This window comes from Rhodococcus sp. RS1C4, from assembly GCF_002258225.1.
GTDB classification, from domain to species: Bacteria; Actinomycetota; Actinomycetes; order Mycobacteriales; family Mycobacteriaceae; genus Rhodococcoides; species Rhodococcoides fascians_E.
Genome location: NZ_NOXZ01000022.1, coordinates 1 through 12,893 on the forward strand (window position 1 = coordinate 1; position 12,893 = coordinate 12,893).

Sequence of the window (12,893 nt, forward strand, 5' to 3'; positions counted from 1 at the left end):
GGGAGGCACGGGGGCTTCACCGTTGATGAGGATGTCGCCCTTCGCGGATCCGGCGATGGTCGCGAAGCCGCCTTCGTCGAGTTCCTTGCCGATGGAGCAGCTCACCTGGCGTGAGCCGGCGAGCCAGCTGGTGACGTCGATGGTGTTCCAGAAGAGCGTGAGCGTTTTGTCTCGCAGCGCGGTGTCCGAGCCGAGGTAGCCGTTGACGGCTTCGGTGCAGGTCTGTTCGAGGTAGGCGTCCTGGTCGGCTTCGGTGGGGATGCCGCTGGGGAACTGCTGCTGCAGGTCGATGATCGATGCGACTTCGAAGGCGTGTGCCTGGGCGCAGTCGACGGGGTCGGCCGGGACGTTCTGGTTGATGCCGATGCAGGTTCCGACGTCCCACACGTTCGATTGGTCCTGTCCCTGAACCGAGCCGCTCATCTCCTGCGGGATGCCGGTGTTGGAGGACTGTTGGATTCCGCAGCGCAACGTTCGTTCGCCCGACGCCCATCCGGCCTGGCTGGGGAACATGAGCCCGACGCTGAACTTGCCGCTCGGATCGAACTTGGTGCCGAGGTAGTCGTCGACGACGTCGATGCAGTGTTCGTCGCGTAGTTGCCCGAACCGTAGGGCCCCGGGGTACGCGGCTCCCGGGGCGAACTCGAGGCCCGGGTAGGCGGTCATGTCGACGTCCTTGGCGACCTCGAATCGGTGCGGTTCGGCGCAGGAGACTTCCGCCAGATCCTGGCGGTCGGTCTCGGGGTCGTCGGTCGGCGTCCAGTCGAGGCAGGTGCCCGGGTCGGCCGAGCCGAAGGACGCCGCGGACACCGGGCCGTCGGTGGCGGGACCTGCCTCGGAATGCGTCGTGATCTTCTCGGGCTGGGAGAAACCGTCGGACACGAAGAGGGTGATCGCCGCGGCGGCGACGGCGCCGATGGCGACGAGCACCAGGCCACGACGCGCGACGTGGGCGGTGACGGTGCGCTGGTTCGGTTTCTCGGGCTTGCTGGACATCGCCTTCCATCATGCCCGAGTAACTTCTACTGTCATGACGGGACCTGATGACGTCGACGACGTTGCCGAGCTCGCCGGACGGCTGTTCGACATGGCTCGTGCCGGGGACACCGAGGAGCTGACGGCGTACGTCGATGCGGGTGTTCCGGTCGATCTGAACAATTCTGCCGGGGACACGTTGGTGATGCTCGCGGCGTACCACGGGCATGCGGCGACGGTGAATGCCCTGGTCGAGCGGGGTGCGGATGTGAATCGGCCCAACGACAAAGGTCAGACGCCGCTCGCCGGTGCCGTGTTCAAGGGCGAGGACGACGTCGTGAAGGCGCTCGTCGACGGTGGTGCCGACCCGGCAGGGGGTCACCCGTCGGCGATCGATGCAGCTCGGATGTTCGGACGCGAGGACTACCTGGGGTTGCTCGGCAAGTAAGGTTTGTCTCCGTGATCGACCTCAAGTTCCTCCGCGAGAATCCTGACGTAGTTCGAGCCTCGCAGCGCACACGTGGTGAAGACCCTTCACTGGTGGACGCGTTGCTCGAGGCGGATGCGTCTCGTCGCGCAGCTGTGCTGGCCGGGGATCAACTCCGCGCCGAGCAGAAGGCGCTGGGCAAGAAGGTCGGCAAGGCGTCTCCCGACGAGCGCCCGGCGCTGCTGGCCGGTGCGTCCGAGTTGGCGGCTCAGGTCAAGGCTGCCGAGGCGACGCAGAACGAGGCCGACGCGGCCCTCGACGTCGCGGCCCGCAAGATCTCCAACATCGTCGAGGAGGGCGCACCCGCCGGCGGCGAGGACGACTACGTTCTGCTCGAGACCGTCGGCGACATCCCGACGTTCGATTTCGAGCCGAAGGATCACCTCGAACTGGGCGAGTCGCTCGGCCTGATCGACATGGAACGCGGCGCGAAGGTGTCCGGTTCACGGTTCTACTTCATGACCGGGTACGGCGCGCTGCTGCAGCAGGGAATGCTGCAACTCGCGGCGCAGAAAGCCGTGAAGAACGGTTTCACGATGATGATTCCGCCGGTGCTGGTGCGCCCGGAGATCATGGCGGGCACCGGTTTCCTCGGGGCGCACGCGGACGAGATCTACCGGCTCGAAGCCGACGACCTCTATCTCGTCGGAACGTCGGAAGTTGCTCTTGCGGGCTATCATTCGGGCGAGATCATCGATCTGTCCGACGGTCCCAAGCGCTACGCGGGATGGTCGTCGTGCTTCCGCCGCGAGGCAGGCAGTTACGGCAAGGACACCCGCGGCATCATCAGGGTCCACCAGTTCGACAAGATCGAGATGTTCTCCTACATCAAGCCGGAGGACGCTGCGGCCGAGCACAAGAAGCTGCTCGAGTTCGAGCGCGAGATGCTTGCCGCGGTGGAGCTTCCGTACCGCATCATCGACGTCGCCGGCGGCGATCTCGGTTCGTCGGCCGCCCGCAAGTACGACTGCGAGGCATGGGTGCCCACCCAGAACGCCTACCGCGAGCTCACCTCGACCTCGAACTGCACGACCTTCCAGGCGCGTCGTCTCGGCGTTCGGTACCGCGACGAGAACGGCAAGCCCCAGATCGCGGCGACGCTCAACGGCACCCTGGCGACGACCCGGTGGATCGTCGCCATCCTCGAGAACCACCAGCAGGCCGACGGTACCGTGCGGGTACCGGAAGCGTTGGTGCCCTTCGTCGGAACGGATGTCCTGCGCTGACGCGCGGGGTCATCCGCCGAACTTGGCGGTGATCCGGTGCTCGAGCCATTGGAGTGCGATGGTGGGTGGCAGCGCCATCACCATGATCAGTACGACGGTGCCCATGATGTTCTCCATGCGGACCAGGCTGACGTTGCGCAGCAGTTCGTAGCCGATGCCGCTGGACGACGAGAACATCTCGGCGAGAAGCAATCCCAGGAACGCCAGCCCGAACGTCATGCGCATTCCGGTGGCCAACGCCGGCAGCGCCGAGGGAATGACGATCTGACGGATCAGCCGTGGCCAGCCGACCTGCAGTGACGCTGCCATCTTCAGGTGGATCTGCTGGACCGACGCGGTGCTCTCGACGGCGACGAGAAACATGGGTACGAAGGCTGCGTAGAACGTGAAACCGCCTCGGCTCAGTTCGCCGATCCCGAGGAACGACAGGAAGATCGGGTACAGGACGATCTTGGGAATGCTGTTGATCGAGTAGAAGATCGGCAGGATCGACCGTGTCCAGAACGGGCTGATTCCAAGAGCGAGTCCCAGCAGCGACCCGGCCACGGTACTCGCGAGGTAGCCGAGGGCGAGGATGCGCAACGAATCGAGAACGTTCGCACGGAATTCGGCTTTCCCGAGGTCGTCGGCGAGGGAAGACATGGCCTCGGCGGGCGTCGGGAAGATCAGGCTGTTCGCCACGACGGCGGCGAGCCACCAGAGAGCGACAGCCAGGACTGCGACGACGACCGGGGGTGCGAACCGCCGCAGCAGGCTGGGTTTCGTCGAGGGGGAGCGTTTCGGTGCGGCACTCGGTGCGGTGGCAACCTTCGCGGTCACGGTGCTCATCGGCGACGCCTCCAATCGAATCGGTTCAGGGCAGCGGAGATGCCGAGGGTGGCGAGAAGGGCGAGAGCGGTGACGACCAGGATTCCTGCGTACATCTCTGCGATGTCGAAGCTGTCGTAGGCGATGGAGATGTAGTGACCGAGGCCCTGGGTCGACAGGATGAACTCGCTGGCGAGCACGGAGATGATGGCGTAGGACAGGCCCAGCTTGAGTCCGGTGACGATGTTGGGCAATGCATAGGGCAGGAGTATCGACCGGAAGTACTGCCACCGGGTCAATCTCAAGGTCGACCCGAGTTTGGCGACGATGGGGCTGACGGAGTTGAAACCTGTACGAGCGTTCATCGCGACGACACCGAACGCGAAGATGGTCGAGAGTATGGCGATGGGGGCGATGCCGCTACCGAAGAGTACGACCATGATGGGGTACAGCGCGAAGGTCGGCACAGCGTAGTACACGTTGAGGTAGGGCTGGAATGCTCTGTCCCACAAATCGAACCGCCACAGCAGGTAGGCCGCGCCGATCCCGAGCAGCGAACTGAGAACGAATGCGACGACGATGATGCCGAGGGTCCGCCCGAGTGCATCGACGAGGAAATCCGGATCGGTCATGAGCTGCAGGGCTGTGGCGGCCATGTCGGATACCGGCACGATGTCGAGTGGCGAGGCCAACGGGGAGCGTGCGTACATCTCCACCACCAGCACAGCCAGTACGATGACCGCTGCGGTCCAGCCGGCAGCTGGAATCTTCAGTACGGCTTTCGGTGCGGGACGCAGATAACCCGGTACGACGGAGCGTTGTCGCGTTGTTTCTGCCGCAGTGGACGTGGTCGTCATGGCTCCACGCTCATCGTCTTCTTGGCTTCGTCCCGCAGAGTCGACCAGATTCGCTCGTGAACGGTGATGGCCTCGGGGCTGGACAAGACGTCCTCCGACCGCGGCCGCGGAAGATCGATCGGCATCTCGTCGATGAATCGGCCCGGCCGCGCGCTCATGACGAGCACCCTGTCGGACAACAACACCGCCTCCTGAATGCTGTGGGTGATGAACAGGACTCCACACGTGAGCTTTTCGACGATCTTCAGCAGCTCGTAGGACATGACGAGCCGAGTTTGCTCGTCGAGCGCGCCGAACGGTTCGTCGGCGAGAATCAGATCGGGTTCCATCGACAGGCATCGGGCAATGGCGACGCGTTGGCGCATACCGCCGGACAACTGCGTCGGAAAATGGTCGCCGAACTTCGACAGTCCGACGGTGGCGAGCAGTTCGTCGGCGCGTGCCCGTCGTTCCTTCTTTCCGACGCCCTTGACCTCGAGCGCGAACGCGACGTTGTCGCGGACGGTCCTCCACGGAAGCGTCGCCGATTCCTGGAAGATGATGGCGGTCTTGCTCCGTGGGCCGGTGAGCGGACGGTCGTCGACGGTGACGGTGCCCCCGTCGTGGTCCTGCAGGCCCGCGAAGATTTCGAGCAGCGTGGATTTGCCGCAACCGCTGGGCCCGACGATGGAGACGAACTCACCCCGTCCGATCGTCAGGTCGATGTTGTGCAGAGCGGTCACCTCTCCGAAACGCCGGGACACCGAGTCGGCGACGGCGATGTTCGGTGTGGTGGTGGTGCGTGGTCGATCGTCTGTCTGTGTCACGTGGAATACCCTCTCGTGCAGGCGGAGTGAAGATCAGGTGGTGCAGTCGACAGGCATGTCGCGCGCGACGCCGTCGGCCAGGAAATCGGGGTCGAACAGAGTGCAGAAGTCGGGTTCTCGGTCGCTGCCCGACGCCTCGACGCCCGCTTGTGCGGATGTCACGGAAGCCGGGTCGAATCCGCCGCCCCACGTGTCGACCGAGGATGCGCGTTCCACCACCGCCAGTGCCGACGCGGCGTCGAACCCGGTGTAGGCGGCGTAGATCTGCGCCGCGGCTTCGGGATCGGCCTTGATCGACGCCACGGCCTCGGTGTATCCGGCGTTGATGGCGCGGACGACACCTGGATTGGATTCGGCGTAGTCCTTCGTGGTGGTGATCGTGGACTGCAGAAACCTCTGCATGTAGTCGGGGCTGCTGACGATGAGCTTGAAGTCCTCCGGACGCTGCTCGGCGACGATGGAGGGGATGAGCGCGATGTCGACGGAGCCCGCTTCCAGGAGGGCCAGGCCTTCACCGATGCCTCCCGACGAGACCCGTTCGATCTTGCTCGCATCGACGCCGGCGAGGTCGGGTAGCAGAAGCGTGAGCGCGTCGGAGGCGGAATTGGGGCGGGTGTACGCCCACCGGCGAACGTCGTCGATGGAGTTGATCGACGGATTCGATGCCAGCGCGTAGAAATTCATGGGGTATGGCCCCTGGGTGCCGCCCCCGACGATCCGGAGCTCGGAACCGCCTGCGTCGGCCTGGACGATGGAGGGGTAGCTGACCTCGCCGATGGGGATGTTCCCGTCGAGCAGCGTGCGCATCGTGGCGCTGCCGCCTTTGCCCGGCACGATGTTCTCGACGATCACCCCGTGCTTCTCGAAGAGGCCCTGCTGCTGGGCGACGAGCCACGGGATGCTGTAGATCTCCGCGGCTGCGGACACGGTGACGTCGATGGTGACGGGGTTCTCGGGGTCGGCGTCGGGGCCCGGATCCGACCCACAGGCGGTGAGTCCGAGAGCGAGTGTCAACGCCACCGACAGGGCGGCGGTTCGATGAAGGAACATGGCAGGCCTCGTAGACTTGTTGCGGATTCGAGCGGCGGAGCGTCGCCGCAATGACCTCGGCCACTCACGGTGGTGAATGAGACGTAAGTAACAGATGTCCAACTTTAAACATAAGACGTTTACGTCGTCAAGGTGAGCCTGCGGGGCCGCGAGGATGGTCCGATTCACCCTGGGGCGGGATCGATCGAGCTCTTGACTCGTTAATCATCTGATGTTTATGGTGTGAGCAACGCTACAGCCCAAGCCTGAGGAGGCACCGTGGCAACTCACCCCGCAACGCTCGGACGATTCTTCGAGGACTACGTCGTCGGCGACGTGTATCAGCATCCGCTCGGTCGCACCATCAGCGAAGCCGACAACACGTGGATCACGCTGCTTTCGATGAACACGAACCAGAATCACTTCAATGCGCATGTCGCAGAACAGAATCCGATCACCGAAGGGCGAGTGATCGTCAATTCCGGGCTCACCGTCGCCGTTGTTCTCGGTATCTCGGTGCTCGACATGAGTCAGAACGCGATCTCCAATCTCGCGTTCACCGACATCAAGATGAGTCACCCGCTGTACGCAGGCGACACCCTGTACGCGGAAAGCCTCTGCACGGACAAACGCGAATCCAAGTCCCGGCCGTACGCCGGGATCATCTCGATGATCACGCGCGGACTGAATCAAGACGGCGACGAAATCATCTCCTGGAAGCGGTCGGTCATGATCGCCACTCGCGCAAGCGGAATCGGCCAGAACTATTTTCCCGACGCCAAGGCCGGGCCGCTGGAACTGTCGGCCCTCGTCTCGACCGGAACCAACGGGGTGGCGAAATGAGACCACTGGAAGACGTACGGATCTTGTCGCTCGAGCAGTACGGTGCCGGCCCGTTCGGCAGCCTCCACCTGGCGGACCTCGGCGCCGACGTCCTCAAGGTCGAGGACCCCGGTGTCGGAGGCGACGTGGGGCGGTACGTGCCTCCGTATGCGTCGGGGGAGGACTCGTTGTTCTTCGAGACCTTCAACCGGAACAAGCGCAGTATCTCCATCGACCTGAACACCGAGTCCGGGCGCCGCGTCTTCGAGGACTTGGTGCGAGAAAGCGACGTCGTCTACTCCAACCTCCGCGGCGACGTGCCGGCGAAGATCGGCATCACCTACGACGACCTGAAGCATCTCAATCCCGCCATCGTGTGCTGCAGCCTCACCGGGTTCGGTATGACCGGCCCGCGCGCGAAGGAACCCGGGTACGACTACATTCTCCAAGGCTTGGCCGGGTGGATGTCCGTCACCGGTGATCCCGACGGTCCACCGACCAAATCAGGTCTGTCCCTTGTCGACTACTCGGGCGGGTTCGTGGCCGCCATCAGCATTCTCGCCGGCCTTCATGCGGCACGGCGTGACGGCGTCGGCGGCGACTGCGATCTGTCGTTGTACGACACGGCCATGGGACTGCTGACCTATCCGGCCACGTGGCACCTCAACGAAGGTTTCGAGCCGGTCCGGACCAAGAACTCGGCTCATCCGTCGCTCGTTCCGTTCCAGGCCTTCGAGGCGTCCGACGGTTGGCTCGTGGTCGGTTGTGCGAAGGAGAAGTTCTGGCAGCGCCTCGTCGAGGCCATCGGTGCGCCGGACCTGGCGTCGGACCCGCGGTTCGCGAACTTCACCGAACGCGGAAAGAACGCCGACGCTCTCCTGCCGATACTGGAGAAGATCTTCGCGACGGAGTCCGTGGCCCATTGGCTTTCGCTGCTCGGACCGGCGGGTGTGCCGTCCGGACCGATCAACGACATCGCGGAGGCGCTGACCGAGCCGCACACTCTCGCTCGCGGCCTCATCGTGGAGACCGAACACCCGAATCTCGGCACGATCAAACAGGTCGCATCGCCCGTTCGATTCGGCAGCGAGCCTGCCGTCTACACCCGCGCCCCACTTCGCGGAGAACACTTGGACGAGGTGCTCGATTCGCTCGGCTACGACGCCGAGACAGTCGCCGATCTTCGCCGCAGCGGCGCATTCGGGAAGACGGCAGTGGGAAGCACCGTATGAGAACGGCATCGGAAACCCTTGCTGGGTGGGTTGTTTCCTTCGGTTCCGACGATGTCCCGGATGCCGTCGCCCACGCCGTGAAACGGCACCTCCTCGACGGGATCGGCGACGCCATCGCCGCGCGGAGGCTGGGTGCGGGCGCTCCCGGGTGGGCCGTCGCGCACGCACTCGGAGGGCCGGGTGAAGCCCGAGCGCTCAGCGGAGACGTCGCACTCTCGGCGCCCGCCGCTGCCATGGCGACCGGAATACTGGTGCACGCACTGGATTTCGACGACACCCACGCCGGCGGGCTCGTGCATGCCACTGCAGTGGTGCTTCCCGCAGCGTTGGCCGTCGGCCAGGAAGTAGGCGCGACGGGTGCCGAGGTGGTGACGGCGTCGGTGATCGGAATGGAGACGGTGTGCCGACTCGGCGCCGTCAGTCCGCACGGATTCCATGCACGGGGACTGCACGCCACTGCGGTAGCAGGACCACTCGCCGCAGCTGTGGTGGCATCGAAACTCGTCGGCTCGCGCGAGGACACCGTCGTCGACGCACTGGGTATCGCCGGATCGTCGAGCGGCGGGCTCCTCGAATTCCTCGACACGGCAGCGGACACCAAGTCGCTGCACCCGGGTAGCGCCAGTGTCGACGGCATCCTCGCTGCTCGTCTCGCCGCTGCCGGGGCCACCGGACCGCGCACCGTGCTCGACGGTCGCCGAGGCGTGTACGCGGCCCTTGCCGATCGGCCCGTCGACTTCGCCGTGCTGACCGAAGACCTCGGAACACGCTGGGAAGCAGCGCAGATCGGCATCAAACCGTACCCGGCATGCCAGCTCATGCACGTGACCCTCGATGCGGTGACCGCAGCGACGGCAGGAACCGTCGTCGACCCGTCGGACATCGTGTCGGTGCAGGTGCACGTGCATCCGGATTCGTCTCCCTTCGTGTGCGGCGAGCACGCGGGTACGGCCGCACCGCGGAGTACCTACGATGCCAAGTTCGATTTGCCGTGGAGTGTGGCCGCGTTGCTCGTCGACGGGTCGGTGACCATCGCGACCTACACCGACGAGTCGATCTCGCGCAGTGATGTTCTGCAGATCGCCAAGGCGGTCGAGGTGATCGACGCGCCCACCGACGGTCCGGCCGCCGCGGCACCGGGCAAGGCCGTCATCACCCTGCGCGACGGTTCCACGCTCACCGGTGAGGTCGGTGGCAGCCGGGGGACGCCGAGTTCGCCGTTGACCGACGACGAACTGCGCGCGAAGTTCCTGGCCAACTGTGGTGAACATTCACGCGCCGCCGAGCTGGCCAACATCGTCGCGAATCTCGAACTCGAACCCGACCTGACCCGCGTGCTCGATCTAGCCGCGGAGATCTCCCGAACAACCGACTCCTAGGACACGTCATGGATTTCACGTTCACCGAGCAACAGCAGGACTTTCGATCCGCACTGCGAAAGTTCGTCGACAAGGAAATCATCCCGGTTGCAAGCGAATACGAGCGCAGCGGCCGATACCCGACGGAAATCGTCGAACATCTCAAAGCGATGGGCCTGTTCGGAATCACCACTCCCGAGGAGTTCGGCGGACTGGACCTGGACAAGGTGTCCTTCACGCTGGTCTACGAGGAACTCGCACGTGGGTGGATGGGTGTGGCGGGCATCCTCGGCAGTCACAACCTGTCCTGCTGGATGATCGCCAAGCACGGTACCCAGGAGCAGAAGGAACAGTTGCTTCCCAAACTCGCGGCAGGTGTGTATCGCACCGGCGTCGGCCTCACCGAGCCCGGTGCCGGTACCGACCTGCAGGGAATTCGGACGACCGCCAAGCGCGACGGTGACCACTACATCGTCAACGGGACCAAGACGTGGATCACCAACGCCCGCTACGCCAACGTCCTGCCGACGCTGGTGAAAACCGACAACACCGCCGATCCAGCGCACAAAGGCATGAGTCTGTTGCTGATCGACACGGAGACCGAGGGATTCGAAGTACAGCGCGATCTCGGCAAGCTCGGTTACAAGGGCACCGAGTCGTGCGAAATCCACCTCCAGGACGTCCGCGTTCCAGCGTCCGCCCTCCTCGGTGGTGTCGAGGGTCGCGGGTTGCAGCAGGCGCTGTCCGGGCTGGAGATCGGGCGACTCAACATCGCGGGCCGCAGCGTCGGAATCGCCCAGGCTGCCTACGATGCCGCACTGAAGTACGCGAAGGAACGCACCGCATTCGGCCAACCCATCGCGGACTTCCAGGCCATCCAACTGAAGATCGCCGACATCGCGACACGGTTGCAAGCCGCGCGGCTGATGACGTACTGGGCTGCATCGCAGGCCGATTCGGGAAAACGCGTCGACATGGAAGCCGGGATGGCCAAGTACTTCGCCTCCGAAACCGCGATCGAAGCCAGTCTGGAATCGATGCGCATCCACGGCGGCTACGGATACTCCACGGAATTCGTGGTCGAGCGGTTGTACCGAGATGCCCCACTGATGGCGATCGGTGAAGGAACCAACGACATCATGCGCACCGTCATCGCCAAGGCACTCGTGGCAGGCCACGGAGTGATCGGATGACCGCACTGACGTTCCTGTACGTCCCGGGCGACGTACCTGCTCGGTTCGACAAGGCGTCGAGATCCGGAGCCGATGCCGTGGTCCTGGACCTGGAAGACGCAGTCGTCGCGTCGAACAAGGACGAGGCGCGCAGTACCGTCGCCGCGTGGTTGGCCGCCTGCGAACCGGGGCAGGTCGAGATCTGGGTGCGGGTGAATCCGGGTGCTCTGCAGGATGCAGACATCCGTGCGGTTGCAGGCCCGAACCTCACCGGCATCTGGCTACCCAAGGTCGAATCGCTCGAGGAGATCGAAGCAGCCGCGCGCATTCTGGATACGGTCGCACCGCACGCGGAACTCTCGGCGCTGATCGAGACGGGAAAGGGGCTACTCGCCCTACCGGCGATCGCGACGGGCCCGAGGCTGCGGTTCCTGCAGATCGGCGAGGTCGACCTCGCCGCCGACCTGTCCATCGAGCCCGGCGACGACGGTCGCGCGTTGCTGTTCGCACGCAGTCAGGTCGTTGTCGCGAGCGCGGCAGCGGGGCTCGAGCCGCCCCTCGCCGCGGTCTCGGTCGAGTTCCGCGACACCGACGCGTTCGCTGCCGACACCGTGGAACTGCGCAGGCTGGGGTTCCGCGGCCGAGCGTGCATCCACCCGGCCCAGGTGGCCCCGGCACGGGACGCCTTCGTACCGACGTCGGAGGCGGTGCAGGAGGCCGAGGAGATCCTGGAGGCCCTTGCGCAGGCGACATCCGGCGTCGGCGTCGACAAGAACGGACGTCTGATCGACGAGGCCGTCGCACGATCGGCACGCCGAGTTGTCCAGTACGCCCAGAGCCGAACCTAGCGTCGGCGTCAGATCGTCGGCTTGGCGTCGCCTGCCCAGGCGATGCGTTTGGGGTCGCCGTGGCATTCGACGATGGCAGCGTGGTCGCTGTCGAAATAGTCCCACGCCCAGGACAGGAAAGCGTCGACCTTGCTGTGCGCGCCGCTGAGCAGGGCGGCGTGCACACCCAACCAGGCCGCGAACGCGAGGGGACCCTCCACCTGGTGACGGTGCGCTCCCACCTCGGCGACGGCGGCGCCGCGTCCGATCATCGCCATGATTCCCTTGTCCTTGTAGGCGAACGGCTTTCGAGGTTCACCCGCGATGGACAACAGAATGTTGCGGGCGGTCCACGCTCCTGCCTGCTGCGCAACGGATCCCAACTGAGGCAATGTCTTTCCGTCGGAACCGGGGATGTTGGCCACGTCGCCGACGGCGTACACGTCGTCGAACGTCGGTACCGTCAGATCGGCGAGTACGTCGATGCGGCCGCCGTGGCCGGGCGTCACCGACGCCGTGGACGCGATGGGTGACGCGGACTCCCCGCCTGCCCAGACGACAGTGCGGGAGGCCAGGCGAGAGCCGTCGGACAGCTGCACACCGTCGGTGTCGACAGACGCCACACCGACGCCGAGCCGCACCTTCGCGCCGTGCTGAACGAGCTTGTCGTGGGCGTACTCGTGGGAGCGTTCGCTGTACGGCGCGAGCAGCGCGGGCCCGTGGTTGATCAACCACGCCTCGCCGCGGCCGCCCGGGTGGTTCATCTTGCGCAGCGCCGTGAACAGCTCGGCGAACGCGCCCGCGGTTTCGACTCCGGTAGGACCGCCTCCGACGATCACCACGTCCAGCGGGTCGTGTTCGCCCCCGAGGAGGTCGCTGACGTGGTGACGCAGCTTCTCGGCGTCGGCGACGGAGTAGAGCGGAAACGAGTGTTCCTCGGCGCCCGGGGTGCCGAAGAAGTTGGCCGTCGCACCCGCAGCCACCACCAGGTAGTCGCCGGACACCCGCTCGCCACCCGCTACGAGGGAGCGTTCGGAGAAGTTCAGATCGGTGATCTCGGCCTGGACGACGCGCACCGACTTCATCGACTCGAAGATCGACGCCAACGGCCGGGCGATGTCCTCGGCGGGCAGCTGCGACGTCGCCACCTGGTACAGCAGGGGCTGGAACTGGTGATAGTCGTTGCGGTCGACGAGGGTGACGTCGACGCCCTTTCGGCCTAGATCGTGCGCACATGCAATTCCGGCAAGACCGGCACCCGCTACCACCACGTGAGTCATGGGATCCACAGTAGT

The 12,893-nt window shown here is 65.1% G+C and carries 13 protein-coding genes; 7 read left to right on the forward strand and 6 right to left on the reverse strand.

Going from position 1 to position 12,893, the window contains the following annotated elements; genetic code table 11:
• On the reverse strand, positions 1-996 hold a 996-nt coding region (locus CH289_RS09925; protein WP_094727846.1), incomplete at its 3' end, for a septum formation family protein.
• A 34-nt stretch (positions 997-1,030) separates the two neighbouring features.
• On the opposite strand from CH289_RS09925, the gene CH289_RS09930 reads away from it, so the two are divergent.
• Positions 1,031-1,423, forward strand: a complete 393-nt coding sequence (locus CH289_RS09930) for an ankyrin repeat domain-containing protein (RefSeq protein WP_094727847.1) — start codon at positions 1,031-1,033, stop codon at positions 1,421-1,423.
• 11 nt (positions 1,424-1,434) lie between these two features.
• On the forward strand, positions 1,435-2,688 hold the full coding sequence (gene serS, locus CH289_RS09935; protein WP_019667097.1) for a serine--tRNA ligase: 1,254 nt from the start codon (positions 1,435-1,437) through the stop codon (positions 2,686-2,688).
• Between the two features lie 9 nt (positions 2,689-2,697).
• Here the strand turns inward: serS and CH289_RS09940 are convergent, their stop codons facing one another.
• Genes CH289_RS09940 through CH289_RS09955 form a run of 4 tightly spaced genes read right to left on the reverse strand, consistent with a single transcriptional unit; the run spans position 2,698 to position 6,208 of the window.
• Positions 2,698-3,516 carry an ABC transporter permease gene (locus CH289_RS09940; protein ID WP_033189358.1) on the reverse strand — a complete coding sequence of 273 codons (819 nt, stop codon included), beginning with the start codon at positions 3,514-3,516 and terminating at the stop codon, positions 2,698-2,700.
• Positions 3,513-4,352 (reverse strand): ABC transporter permease, encoded by an 840-nt coding sequence (locus CH289_RS09945; protein WP_033189357.1) that lies wholly within the window; start codon positions 4,350-4,352, stop codon positions 3,513-3,515. Before CH289_RS09945 ends, CH289_RS09940 begins: the two co-directional genes overlap by 4 nt.
• On the reverse strand, positions 4,349-5,158 hold the full coding sequence (locus tag CH289_RS09950) for an ABC transporter ATP-binding protein (RefSeq protein ID WP_019667100.1): 810 nt from the start codon (positions 5,156-5,158) through the stop codon (positions 4,349-4,351). Before CH289_RS09950 ends, CH289_RS09945 begins: the two co-directional genes overlap by 4 nt.
• A 33-nt stretch (positions 5,159-5,191) precedes the next feature.
• Positions 5,192-6,208, reverse strand: coding sequence for an ABC transporter substrate-binding protein (locus CH289_RS09955; RefSeq protein WP_019667101.1), 1,017 nt, complete (start codon positions 6,206-6,208; stop codon positions 5,192-5,194).
• A gap of 258 nt (positions 6,209-6,466) precedes the next feature.
• Here CH289_RS09955 and CH289_RS09960 point away from each other — a divergent pair, with 258 nt between their 5' ends.
• Genes CH289_RS09960 through CH289_RS09980 form a run of 5 tightly spaced genes read left to right on the forward strand, consistent with a single transcriptional unit; the run spans position 6,467 to position 11,619 of the window.
• Complete coding sequence (locus CH289_RS09960) at positions 6,467-7,030, forward strand: MaoC family dehydratase (protein WP_019667102.1); 564 nt, start codon at positions 6,467-6,469, stop codon at positions 7,028-7,030.
• Positions 7,027-8,241, forward strand: coding sequence for a CaiB/BaiF CoA transferase family protein (locus CH289_RS09965; protein ID WP_019667103.1), 1,215 nt, complete (start codon positions 7,027-7,029; stop codon positions 8,239-8,241). The genes CH289_RS09960 and CH289_RS09965 overlap by 4 nt, the downstream gene beginning before the upstream one ends.
• A complete protein-coding gene (locus CH289_RS09970) occupies positions 8,238-9,620 on the forward strand; it encodes an MmgE/PrpD family protein (RefSeq protein ID WP_094727848.1) in 1,383 nt (460 codons plus the stop codon). The genes CH289_RS09965 and CH289_RS09970 overlap by 4 nt, the downstream gene beginning before the upstream one ends.
• An 8-nt stretch (positions 9,621-9,628) precedes the next feature.
• Complete coding sequence (locus tag CH289_RS09975; protein WP_020111785.1) at positions 9,629-10,792, forward strand: acyl-CoA dehydrogenase family protein; 1,164 nt, start codon at positions 9,629-9,631, stop codon at positions 10,790-10,792.
• Positions 10,789-11,619 carry an HpcH/HpaI aldolase/citrate lyase family protein gene (locus CH289_RS09980; protein ID WP_019667106.1) on the forward strand — a complete coding sequence of 277 codons (831 nt, stop codon included), beginning with the start codon at positions 10,789-10,791 and terminating at the stop codon, positions 11,617-11,619. The genes CH289_RS09975 and CH289_RS09980 overlap by 4 nt, the downstream gene beginning before the upstream one ends.
• A gap of 8 nt (positions 11,620-11,627) precedes the next feature.
• Here the strand turns inward: CH289_RS09980 and CH289_RS09985 are convergent, their stop codons facing one another.
• A complete protein-coding gene (locus CH289_RS09985) occupies positions 11,628-12,878 on the reverse strand; it encodes an NAD(P)/FAD-dependent oxidoreductase (protein WP_019667107.1) in 1,251 nt (416 codons plus the stop codon).
• Positions 12,879-12,893 lie beyond the last annotated feature (15 nt).

What these genes read in the sequence shown, in the direction of transcription:
- CH289_RS09980 (WP_019667106.1), top strand. Translation starts at nt 10,789, where the DNA reads ATGACCGCACTGACGTTCCTGTACGTCCCGGGCGACGTACCTGCTCGG.
- CH289_RS09940 (WP_033189358.1), bottom strand. Translation starts at nt 3,516, where the DNA reads ATGAGCACCGTGACCGCGAAGGTTGCCACCGCACCGAGTGCCGCACCG.
- CH289_RS09955 (WP_019667101.1), bottom strand. Translation starts at nt 6,208, where the DNA reads ATGTTCCTTCATCGAACCGCCGCCCTGTCGGTGGCGTTGACACTCGCT.
- CH289_RS09975 (WP_020111785.1), top strand. Translation starts at nt 9,629, where the DNA reads ATGGATTTCACGTTCACCGAGCAACAGCAGGACTTTCGATCCGCACTG.
- CH289_RS09945 (WP_033189357.1), bottom strand. Translation starts at nt 4,352, where the DNA reads ATGACGACCACGTCCACTGCGGCAGAAACAACGCGACAACGCTCCGTC.
- CH289_RS09930 (WP_094727847.1), top strand. Translation starts at nt 1,031, where the DNA reads ATGACGGGACCTGATGACGTCGACGACGTTGCCGAGCTCGCCGGACGG.
- CH289_RS09965 (WP_019667103.1), top strand. Translation starts at nt 7,027, where the DNA reads ATGAGACCACTGGAAGACGTACGGATCTTGTCGCTCGAGCAGTACGGT.
- CH289_RS09970 (WP_094727848.1), top strand. Translation starts at nt 8,238, where the DNA reads ATGAGAACGGCATCGGAAACCCTTGCTGGGTGGGTTGTTTCCTTCGGT.
- CH289_RS09985 (WP_019667107.1), bottom strand. Translation starts at nt 12,878, where the DNA reads ATGACTCACGTGGTGGTAGCGGGTGCCGGTCTTGCCGGAATTGCATGT.